Below are 10,681 nucleotides of genomic sequence, written 5' to 3'. Positions count from 1 at the left end.
ATCGCCCGGTGCTGAACCCCAATATCCGGTGGTGCTCAACCGCAATAATCAGCGGTGCTCAAGGGGTCGAATACTCAACTGTAGGAAAATGCCATTTCGCGTGGAATCCTGGCCCTGAAACCGTTGCCAACTACCGTGGAATCGCGAGGGGTTCATGCCATCTCGAGCGGGAACCCACAGTCGTCGTCGAGGTCGTCGTTGCAGTGAGCTTCCGATGGTCGGCGACATGCGCGGGTTCGTCGCGGGGGCCTTCGATCTCGAACCCGCAGACACCGCAGCTATGCAGCCCGATGCCGTCGACGTCGTCCGAGGGGATGTACATCGTGGTGGGCTCTTCGCACATCAAGCAGCGCATGGTGTCTCCGTTCGTGATTGTCAGGTGATCGGTTGGACGGTGGCGGAGTATCCGCGGTGGGAGCCCCAGGCCGCGGCGATGCGGTCGGCAATGTCGCGGTCCTCGCCGAGGTATGGCCGGTATCTCTTGCCGCGAGGGTCGGTGATCACGACCTGGACGACGCCGGCGGGCTCGCGCACGGTGACCCTGGCGGCGGGGATCGGATATGCCTGGACGCGACCGGCGATGATGAAAGTCGGGTACAGGTCGCGTGCGAGCTCCGGGGCACGGAACACGTCGTGAACCCACGCCGTGATGGCGAGCGCGCCGGCGGGGCTGAACCCGATGAGGCGGGCGGGGAGTTGCTCGAGCCCGGCGCGGACGAAGTAGTGCTCGTCGACGAGGATCGGCGTCGGCGGGAGCAGGGTTTGCTCGTCGTGGGCGGGGTAGATGGTGAGGCTGGTGCGGCTGTTCATGAGGCGCTCGTTCATGCGGTGCGGCGGATGCCGGCGGCGATGATGTGGGCCTTGGTGGGCCGGGAGTAGAAGCCGAAGCTGTCGTCGTCGTCGGAAGCGGAGACGGTGGCGGTGAGTAGATCTTCGCCGTCCGGCGTGTGCTGCCGTCGCTCTCCGTGGAGATGGAATCCCGGCTGTCGGTCTCGTCCTGGCGACGGTCTTCACGCAGAGCGGCTGGGTCGGAGCAATGGCGGTGACCGCCGCGACTCTCGTCGTGGCGGCGCTGATCGTCTGGCACCGTGCCCGATCCGGTCTCGTTCGTGCGCTGGATCCTGATCATGCCGTGCGCCGGAGCCGATCTCTGTCGTGGTCACCGGGCAACCCGGGTGAGCTGTTCCAAATCGGCACAGCGCTGTGGCGGAATCCTCCCTGAGAGTAGAGCTCATCCACCGAGTGGTCGCCTCGTTCCTGCAGGCGCCGAGCATCAACGAAGGAGTTATGCGATGTCCTCGTCATCCACCGCGACCGCAGTCGTCCCGAGCGCCCTGCGTGATCTGTATCTGGGCTGGTCCGAGCTCATGGCCACTCACGAGCTGGACATGCGGCTGTTCCGCAGCATCTTCGATGAATGGCATCAGCCGACCATCGAACCGGAAGATGTCACCTACAAGGAGGAGACGGTCGGCGGCGTGCCCGGCATCTGGGCGTTCCCGGCCGGAGCCGATCGCTCCAAGGTCCTCCTCTACACGCACGGCGGCGGGTTCGCCGTCGGCTCTGCGGCCAGCCACCGGAAGCTCGCCGCGCACGTCGCGAAGGCGGCCGGGGTAACAGCGTTCGTGCTGGACTACCGTCGCGCGCCCGAGCACCCGCACCCCGCCCAGGTAGACGACGGGGTCGCGGCGTTCGAGGCCCTGCTGGAGCGGGGGGTCCACCCCGAGGACGTCACCACGATCGGCGACTCGGCGGGAGGCAATCTCGCCATCGCCATCCCGTTGGCGTTGAAGGCGAAGGGGCGGCCGCTGCCCGGGCACGTCATCGCGTTCTCCCCGTGGCTGGACATGGAGAACCGCGGCGCGACGCTGGTCACCAACGATGCGACCGACGCGCTGATCTCCGTGCCGCTCCTGGAGGGCATGATCGCCGGCGTGCTGGGGGCGACCACCAGCCCGTCGGCGCCGCTCGCGAACCCGCTCTACGCGGATTTCACCGGGTTCCCCCCGCTGTACGTCAACGCCGGTTCGGTCGAGTCGTTGGTCGACAATGCCATCCGCGTGGCAGAGCGCGCCAAGGGCGCCGGCGTTGACGTCACCCTGCATGTCGCCGAAGGACAGCAGCACGTCTACCCGTTCCTGGCTGGCCGCGACGCGGACGTCGACGCGGAGCTTGCGGCGATCGGCCAGTGGCTTCGCCACTGACCTGCAACACACCCCCGCTTATTCAACGAAGGAGTTGCACCATGACATCCACACAGACCACGGACTTCGACGCGATCGTCGTCGGCGCCGGTTTCGGCGGCATCTACCAGCTGCACACCCTGCGCGACAAGCTCGGCCTGCGCGTCCGCGGCTTCGAGAAGGGCGCCGGCATCGGAGGCACCTGGTACTGGAACCGGTATCCCGGCGCCATGTCCGACACGGAGAGCCCCTTCTACCGATACTCGTTCGATGACGAACTGCTGCAGGAGTGGGACTGGGCGCGAAAGTACATCGACCAGCCCGACATCCTCCGCTACCTTGAGACCGTCGTCGACCGGTACGACCTCCGCAAGGACTTCCGGCTGAACACCGAAGTCACGTCGATCGTCTTCGACGAAGCCACCAACACCTGGACGGTCGGCACCTCCGCCGGAGAGTCCTTCACGGCCCGATACGTGGTGACGGCGCTGGGACTGCTCGCAGCAACCAACATCCCCGACATCCCCGGGATCGACTCGTTTGAAGGCCGCCTCGTGCACACCGCGGAGTGGCCGGACGACCTGTCGATCGAGGGCAAGCGGGTGGGCGTCATCGGCACCGGCTCGACCGGAACCCAGTTCATCGTCGCCGCAGCCAAGCAGGTGTCGCACCTGACCGTGTTCCAGCGTTCCGCGCAATACAGCGTCCCCTCTGGCAACGGACCGGTCGAGCCGGGAGAGGTGGAGAACTACAAGTCCCGGTTCCCGGAGATCTGGGAGCAGGTCCGCAACTCGGGCGTCGCGTTCGGGTTCGAGGAGTCCACCGTCGCGGCCACCGATGTCGACGAGGCCGAGCGGGAGCGCGTGTTCCAGGCGGCATGGGACCGAGGCAACGGATTCTATTTCATGTTCGGCACGTTCAACGACATCGCTATCAACCCGGAGTCGAACGAGGCAGCCGCTGCGTTCATCCGCCGCAAGATCGCTGAGACGGTCAAGGATCCGGAGACGGCGCGATTGCTCACCCCGACCCAGCCGTATGCGAAGCGGCCGCTGTGCAACCAGGGCTACTACGACGTGTACAACCAGGACAACGTGAAGCTGGTGTCGATCAAGGAGAACCCGATCGTCGAGATCACCCCGCGAGGCGTGAAGACCGCGGACGGCGTGGAGCACGAGCTGGATGTGCTCGTGCTGGCTACCGGGTTCGACGCGGTCGACGGCAACTACCGCCGCATCGACATCCGCGGGCGCGGAGGGGTGAGCGTCGACGAGCACTGGGCCGACGCCCCGACCAGCTTCCTCGGCATCATGACGGCCGGATTCCCGAACATGTTCATGATCCTCGGCCCCAACGGGCCGTTCACCAACCTGGTGCCCAGCATCGAGGCGCAGGTCGAGTTCATCACGACCCTGGTCACCGAGGCGGAGCGGAGAGGCGGGCTCATCGAGGTGTCGCAGCAGGTCGAGGACGAATGGACCGAGACCTGCACGACGATCGCGAACTACACGCTGTTCCCCAAGACCGACTCGTGGATCTTCGGGGCGAACATCCCCGGCAAGAAGCACGCCGTGATGTTCTACCTCGGCGGCCTAGGCGCCTACCGCGGCCTCCTCTCGGAGATCCAGGCGAAGGACTTCGAAGGATTCAGCATCGGACAGCCCGTCCCGGCCTGATCGACGGTAACCGTAGGCCGGGAGTGTGCTTCCCGGCCTACGGTCGTCCTATGAGCGACTCCATGTCAGCAGACGTCACATTCCGGTCACGCCGCTGGGTCCGTCCCGAGGACCTGAACGCGCACGGCACCCTGTTCGGCGGCAGCCTGCTGCGCTGGATCGATGAAGAGGCCGCGATCTACGCCATCATCCAGCTCGGAAACTCCCGGGCGGTCACCAAGTACATCTCCGAGATCGACTTCGTCAGTTCCGCGCGACAAGGCGATCTGATCGAGATGGGACTGCGCGCCACCGCGTTCGGGCGCACCTCCCTCACGATGCGCGCCGAGGTGCGCAACATGATCACTCGTGAACGCATTCTCACGATCGAGAAGATCGTCTTCGTCGGCCTCGATGACCACGGCCAGCCCATTCCTCACGGCTACACCGACATCACCTACGAACGCGACCGGCTTCCCCACCACCATGGACTCATGCGCACAGAGGATAGATCCACAGCGGATTAGGTATTGGCGGGTTCCAATAGGGAGGCGGATACTGGGTGTGACCACTTGCAGTGACGCGAGGTCCCAGCTATGTCCATCGACACCTATTCCGCCGCGAGCGTGCGGCAGGCTCGTGAACGCCTTCTCGAAGCTGGCGTCGGCGCGCACGGTCTCACTCCCCGAACACTGAACGTCCCCCCGGTGATCGAGCGCAGTTGGCGTCGCTCGATCACCACCGGTGGCGGCTGCGATCCGACTGCGACTCCTGCTTACCACCCGTTCTCCGAACTGGCGGGACGCTTCCAGGACACCGCTGAGACCGTCCTGGCGCGATGGGCGGAATCACTCGCTGACATGCGTGTCGCGCTGCTGGTCAGCGACCGATCCGGACGGATCCTCGCCCGAAAGGTAGGCGACCCGAGCCACGCGAGACGGCTCGACAAGGTGTCCGCCGCCGAAGGATTCGAATTCTCGGAGTCCGCGCTGGGCACGAACGGACTCGGAACGGCGATGGAGGAAAGATCCGCAGTGTTCGTGCGCGGCGCCGAGCACGTCAACGACCGGCTGCAGACCCTAGCCTGCGCCGGCGCCCCCATCCACGACCCCCTCTCGCAGCGTGTCATCGGCTCGCTCGCCCTCGCCTCTCCAGTCGGGGCATCCCATCCCGCGATGCTCGCGATCGCGAAGCAGGCCGCTCGTGACCTCCAGGACGCGCTCCTGAACACCGCACCGCTGGAGTTGCAGGCGCTGCTGGCCCGGTTCGCGGGCGGCACCGCCGGCCACCGCGTGCTGGCCATCGGTCGAGGAGGCGTGCTCGCCTCGACGGGCGCGTTGCCGATGCTCTCGGCCGAGCGGCACGTGACGCTGTGGGACGAGTTGCAGGCTCACCATTGGCAGGGGGATGTCGCATCCGTCCTGCTCGCGGGTCGGCCGAGCACTGCCCGCCGCATCGTGAATCGGGCAGGCGAGAGCATCTACCTCGTTGAACTGCCCGAGGACGAGCCGACCGCAGCGCCGGAACCCACCCGACTCTCCCGCCTTGCCGCGCACCTCGACGTGCTCGGTCGCACCAGCGGGTGCATCGCGATCCACGGTCCCCGCGACAGCGGGAAGACGCTTCTCGCCCAGCTCTGGCTGCGCGAACGCGACCGCCACGACCCGGTCGTCATCGACGCCCCGGCGCTTCGGGAACCGGGGGCCGTGGTCACGGCGGTGCAGGCGCTGAGCACAGGCACGTCGGTGGTCGTCCGCAGCGTCGAGTCTTTGACCGACGCTGACTTCCCGGTCCTGCAGCAATTGGCCGGCGCGGCAGATCCCGTCCGGTCCGCCCGGGTGGTGTTCTGTGTCGCAGACGACCTGACTGGCGTCGTCTTCAGTTTCCTGGGCCGCCTGGGGCCGCGACTCGACCTCCCAGCGCTGCGCGATGACCCAGACCGTGTCATCGGCCTGGCCGTGAGACTCGCTCAGGAGCACTCGGTGACACTGAGCCCTGCTCTGCTGCAGGCGCTTTCCCGGTGGGACTGGCCTGGTGGCGCCTCGGAGCTGCGGGTTCTGATTGCCGCGATGGTGGCGTACCGCCCCGTCGGCACCGTCCTGGACGTCGACCTTCTGCCCGTCGAGATGCGCACACGTGCCCGCCAGCTGCGCGGCATCGCCGCATCCGAGTACCGGGCGATCGATGCGGCGCTGCGGGAGGCGGACGGAAACCGTTCGCGTGCAGCGGAGATCCTCGGTATCGGGCGCACGACGCTGTACCGGAAACTGCGCGCGTACGGTCTCGACGGGCAGAACACCCTGATCTCCTGAAAACAGCGCCCCCGCCTGCCGACCAGGGAGGCCTGGATTCGCAGTTGCGTACTCGGCGCGGCGGAGGCGTTACGCGGGGATATCAGGCGGGGGTTCGGATGAGCTTCTTGTTCGCGAACTCGTCCATGCCGTACCGGGCGAGCTCGCGTCCGATGCCGGAGCGCTTCACGCCGCCGAAGGGGAGGTCCGGTGCGCTGCGGCTGGTGCTGTTGATCCACACCATCCCGACCTCCAGTTCGCGGGCGATCTGCGCGGCCGCCAGAGGGTCCTGCGTGAAGACGCTGCTGGACAGCCCGAAGGGCGATTCGTTGGCCAGGGCGACCGCGGCCTGCGGGGAGGGCACCCGGTACACGACCGCGGTCGGTCCGAACAGCTCCTCCTCGTAGGCTCGCATCGGCGGGGTGACCCCGGTGAGCACGCTGGGCGGGTAGAAGGCGCCCTCTCGGCGTGCACCGGGGGCGATGTGCAGGGTGGCGCCCTTGGCGACCGCGTCCTCGACGAGCTCCTCGAGCTCCTTGCCGGCATCCGCGGACGCCAGCGGGCCGAGGAACGTGTCGGGGTCCGTGGGGTCGTCGGGGGTGATCTTCGTGATCGCGTCGATGAACTTCCGGGAGAACTCGTCGTAGACGGCATCCACGACGATGAACCGCTTGGATGCCGTGCACGCCTGGCCGCCGTTGGCGATGCGGCCGCGCACGCCGGCTGCCACGGCCGCGTCGACGTCAGCATCCTCCAGGACGATGAACGGGTCCGAGCCGCCCAGCTCGAGGACGACCTTCTTCATATGCCTGCCGGCCACCTCGCCGACAGCCGAGCCCGCCTTCTCGGAGCCGGTCAGCGACACCCCTTGCACGCGCGGGTCGGCGATGATGCCGGCGATCTGGCGGCTGTCTACGAACGCGTTGATGTACGCGTCGGCCGGAAGCCCGGCATCGTGGAGCACGCGTTCGATGGCGAGGGCGGACTGCGGGCAGTTGCGGGCGTGTTTGAGGATGATCGTGTTGCCCAGTGCGAGGTTGGGGGCGACAAACCGGGCCACCTGGTAGTACGGGTAGTTCCACGGCATGATCCCCAACAGCGGCCCGATCGGCTCGGTGCGGACGAGCGCTTCCCCTCCGCCGACGATGTCGAGGGTCTCGTCGGTGAGAAACGCTTCGGCGTGGTCGGCGTAGTACTGGTAGATCGAGGCGACCAGCTCGACTTCCCCGCGGGCCTGCGTGACGGGTTTGCCGACCTCGAGGGTCAGCAGCGCGCTCAGTTCATCGATGCGGTCCCGGTGCAGTTGCGCCGCGCGTGCCAGGATCCCCGTCCGTTCGGCGAGCGGCAGCTCCCGGTACCTGCGGTAGGCCGTGTGCGAGCGGGCGACGATGTCGGCCACGTCCGCATCGCCGATCACGGGGTACTCGGCGACCGTCTGGCCGGTGGCTGGGTTGATGGTCCGGTATGCACCCATCGTGGTCTCCTCGCTTCATTGCTGTCGTGCGTCTCTCGGGCCACGCCCGCCCAGATCGGCGGTCGTCTGGCGCGGTACTGCCCACTCAGCCTGTCGCGCCGTGGCCGAGTTCGTCCAATACCGATCCCGGCCGAGATTGATGACGATGGCGCATCAGATGTACGTGGATCGGGTATTGGACGCGCATTGATCGGTGATGGGAGGCTGGGACGGTGACCACTCTGATACTCCGCGAGGGCGCGGACCGGCTTCACGTCGAACTGAACCGTCCTGACGTGCGAAACGCGATCAACGACGACATGGTCGACGAACTTCACGCGGTATGCACGAGCCTGGAGCGAGAGCCCCGCATCCTGATTCTCACCGGAACCTCCACGCCCGAACGGGGTGTGTTCGCGGCTGGCGCAGACATCCGGCAGCTGCTCGAGCGCGGCCGCGACGAAGCGCTGGCCGGCATCAACTCCGGGCTGTTCACCCGTATCGCGCGGCTGCCTATGCCGGTGATCGCCGCGGTCGACGGGTTCGCGATCGGGGGCGGTGCGGAACTCGCGTACGCGGCCGACATCCGGATCGCGTCCACCCGCGCCGTGTTCGGCAACCCCGAGACGGCGATCGGAATCCTGGCCGCGGCCGGGGCGACCTGGCGGCTCGCCGAGCTGGTGGGGGAGCCGCTGGCCAAGGAGATCCTGTTCACGGGGCGCCGGCTGGACGCCGAGGAGGCGCTGCGGTGTGGGTTGGTGGCCTCGGTGCATGAACCCGACCAGTTAGCGGCCGCGGCGGATACCGTCGCCGATCGGATCGCTGGCCAGGATCCGCTCGCCCTCCGCCTCTCGAAGCGCGTGCTCGCTGCGCCGCGGGACGCCCACCCCCTTGTCGACGAACTCGCGCAGGCGATCCTGTTCGAGTCGGACGCCAAGACGCAGCTGATGACCCGATTCCTCAACCGTTCTCAGGAGACCCGATGATCACTGTTCCCTCCACCGTCGGCGTGATCGGGGGCGGCCGCATGGGCGCCGGTATCGCGCAAGTGTTCGCTCAGGCGGGCGCCCAGGTCACCGTGATCGAACGTGACCCGGCGGCGGCGGGCGCGGCCGCCGCGCGGTTGGCCGATGGGATCCGCAAGGCCGCGGAGCGGGATGCCTCGGTCGACGTCGACGCAATCGCCGGCCGCGTCGCGGCCAGCGCCGACTACGAGGCGCTGCGGAATGCCGAGCTCGTGATCGAAGCTGTCCCAGAGACATTCGCACTCAAGGTCGAGGCGATGCAGAGAGCAGAGGGGATCGTGGAGGAGTCGGCGTGGCTGGCCACGAATACCTCATCGTTGTCGGTGACAAGGCTCGCGGCGCAGCTGGCGAGGCCGGAGCGCGTGTGCGGACTGCACTTCTTCAATCCGGTGCCGCCCTCGTCACTCGTCGAGATCGTGCTGACGCCGTCGACCGACCCGGACCTGCGGCAACGGGCGGAGCAGTGGGTGACATCGCTGGGGAAGACCCCGATCGTCGTCAACGACGCGCCCGGCTTCGCGAGCTCCCGCCTGGGCGCGGCAATCGCGCTGGAAGCGATGCGGATGCTCGAAGAGGGGGTGGCCAGCGCTGAGGACATCGACACGGCGATGGTGCTGGGATACCGTCACGCGACAGGTCCGTTGCGCACCTCCGATCTTGTCGGGCTGGACGTGCGTCTCGGGATCGCCGAATACCTCTATGAGACGCTCGGCGAGCGGTTCGCCCCGCCGCAGATCCTCCGCGACAAGGTCGCGGCCGGGGAGCTGGGACGCAAGACGGGACGCGGCTTCTTCGACTACGCGTGAGTCGTGGCCGGCTGGACGCCCGGCGCGGTCACGCGCTGAGCACGATCCGGCCGGGCACGCCGCCCGCGGCGAGCCGGTCCAGCGCATCCTGCACCGCCGTCGCAGACAACTCCCCGTCGATGATCGGGAGATGCGGGAGCGCGCCGCGCCGCGCGAGCCCGACGAGCTCCTCGAGCTCGCCGAGGGACCCGACGAAGCTTCCGCGGATGGTGATGATCTTCAGAGTGAGCAACGCGGTGGGGATGACCAGCTCTCCGCCGAACAGCCCGACCTGAACCATCGTTCCGCCCTTGCGGAGCGCGGCGAACGCAGCGGGAGCTGTTGTGGAGTTGTTGACGAAGTCCACGATCGCCGCGACCGGCCCACCGGCGCCGGCGACGATGGCGGCGGCAAGGTCTTCCTGGCGGGCGGAGATCGTCGTGGTCGCTCCGAGCTGCCGCGCCAGTTCCAGATTGCGCTCCTGCAGGTCCACCGCGAGGACTGCTTCGTGGCCGAGCGCGCGCAGCGTGGCGATCGCCATCAACCCGACACCGCCGGCGCCTATCACCACGACCGGATCGGACGCGGTGGCCGGAAGGGCCTTGCGCGCGGCACTGTAGGCGGTCAGGCCGGAGCAGGCGAGAGTTGCGGCCCACCGCTCTTCGATCCCGGTGACGTCGAGGAGGTAACGGGGGTGCGGGACGAGGATAAACTCGGCATACCCGCCGTGGCGGGCGACGCCGAGGTTACGGGGCGAGGGGCACAGGTTCTCGTGACCTGCCTGGCATGCGTCGCAGGAGCCGTCGCCGATCCATGGGTAGACAAGGCGATGCTCACCCGGCGAGACCCCGTCGGCGTCGGGGCCGGCCGCTTCGACGACGCCGACGACCTCATGGCCGAGGACAAGCGGGTAGGTGACGCCCCGGTCGATCAGATTCAGACGCCCCCGGCTGCCGAGATCGTAGTACCCCTCACGCAGGTGCATGTCGGTGTGGCACACCCCGGACCGAACCACGCGCAGGAGGATTTCGGTGCCTTCGGGGGTCGGGGTCGGCAATTCCACATCGGTCACCGTGTGATCGTCTTGGAAGATCGCGAATGCGTGCATGGTTGTCCTCGCCGTTGATATACGCACAGTGGACTCCACGCTTCCACTTCGTTCTGATTCTCTCCAATACCAAATGGCAGGCGGATTGATACCTGGCGACCCTTAGCCTCGATCCACCGATGAGCCGTGGGTGTGCCGGGGCGGCATGATCGGGGCGCGGTGACGCGTCGAGGGCAGGGTT

Annotated in this window: 11 protein-coding genes; 8 read left to right on the top strand and 3 right to left on the bottom strand. The window is 67.5% G+C overall.

Annotated elements, in window-relative coordinates; genetic code table 11:
- The coding region (locus LL236_RS14620) for a hypothetical protein (protein WP_228179556.1) at window positions 1-383 on the top strand (383 nt) is incomplete at its 5' end.
- Here the strand turns inward: LL236_RS14620 and LL236_RS14615 are convergent.
- Complete coding sequence (locus tag LL236_RS14615; RefSeq protein WP_101305219.1) at window positions 376-810, bottom strand: hypothetical protein; 435 nt, start codon at window positions 808-810, stop codon at window positions 376-378. The two genes, LL236_RS14620 and LL236_RS14615, sit on opposite strands and share 8 nt — an antisense overlap.
- 232 nt (window positions 811-1,042) lie before the next feature.
- Between LL236_RS14615 and LL236_RS14610 the strand changes: the two genes are divergently transcribed.
- The 5 genes from LL236_RS14610 to LL236_RS14590 all read left to right on the top strand — a co-directional run bounded on the left by LL236_RS14610 (window position 1,043) and on the right by LL236_RS14590 (window position 6,150).
- Window positions 1,043-1,222, top strand: coding sequence for a hypothetical protein (locus LL236_RS14610; RefSeq protein WP_228179555.1), 180 nt, complete (start codon window positions 1,043-1,045; stop codon window positions 1,220-1,222).
- Window positions 1,223-1,292: 70 nt separating this feature from the next.
- Complete coding sequence (locus LL236_RS14605; RefSeq protein ID WP_194384093.1) at window positions 1,293-2,204, top strand: alpha/beta hydrolase; 912 nt, start codon at window positions 1,293-1,295, stop codon at window positions 2,202-2,204.
- Window positions 2,205-2,245: 41 nt separating this feature from the next.
- Window positions 2,246-3,859, top strand: coding sequence for a flavin-containing monooxygenase (locus tag LL236_RS14600; RefSeq protein WP_194384092.1), 1,614 nt, complete (start codon window positions 2,246-2,248; stop codon window positions 3,857-3,859).
- Between the two features lie 50 nt (window positions 3,860-3,909).
- A complete protein-coding gene (locus tag LL236_RS14595; protein WP_228179554.1) occupies window positions 3,910-4,365 on the top strand; it encodes an acyl-CoA thioesterase in 456 nt (151 codons plus the stop codon).
- Window positions 4,366-4,434: 69 nt separating this feature from the next.
- The gene (locus LL236_RS14590; protein ID WP_135950163.1) at window positions 4,435-6,150 is read left to right on the top strand and encodes a sigma-54-dependent Fis family transcriptional regulator; all 1,716 of its coding nucleotides are present in this window, start codon (window positions 4,435-4,437) and stop codon (window positions 6,148-6,150) included.
- Between the two features lie 82 nt (window positions 6,151-6,232).
- On the opposite strand, the gene LL236_RS14585 is transcribed toward LL236_RS14590, so the two are convergent.
- Window positions 6,233-7,603 (bottom strand): NAD-dependent succinate-semialdehyde dehydrogenase, encoded by a 1,371-nt coding sequence (locus tag LL236_RS14585; RefSeq protein WP_135950162.1) that lies wholly within the window; start codon window positions 7,601-7,603, stop codon window positions 6,233-6,235.
- A 212-nt stretch (window positions 7,604-7,815) separates the two neighbouring features.
- On the opposite strand from LL236_RS14585, the gene LL236_RS14580 reads away from it, so the two are divergent.
- Complete coding sequence (locus tag LL236_RS14580) at window positions 7,816-8,568, top strand: enoyl-CoA hydratase/isomerase family protein (RefSeq protein ID WP_135950161.1); 753 nt, start codon at window positions 7,816-7,818, stop codon at window positions 8,566-8,568.
- On the top strand, window positions 8,565-9,413 hold the full coding sequence (locus LL236_RS14575) for a 3-hydroxyacyl-CoA dehydrogenase family protein (RefSeq protein WP_005054991.1): 849 nt from the start codon (window positions 8,565-8,567) through the stop codon (window positions 9,411-9,413). Before LL236_RS14580 ends, LL236_RS14575 begins: the two co-directional genes overlap by 4 nt.
- Window positions 9,414-9,441: 28 nt before the next feature.
- Here the strand turns inward: LL236_RS14575 and LL236_RS14570 are convergent, their stop codons facing one another.
- Window positions 9,442-10,464, bottom strand: coding sequence for an alcohol dehydrogenase (locus LL236_RS14570; RefSeq protein WP_228179553.1), 1,023 nt, complete (start codon window positions 10,462-10,464; stop codon window positions 9,442-9,444).
- Window positions 10,465-10,681 lie beyond the last annotated feature (217 nt).

This window comes from Microbacterium schleiferi (assembly GCF_020781975.1).
Lineage (GTDB): Bacteria > Actinomycetota > Actinomycetes > Actinomycetales > Microbacteriaceae > Microbacterium.
The sequence above is the reverse complement of the archived record's forward strand: the minus strand, read 5'-3'. Positions and strand labels throughout refer to the sequence as shown.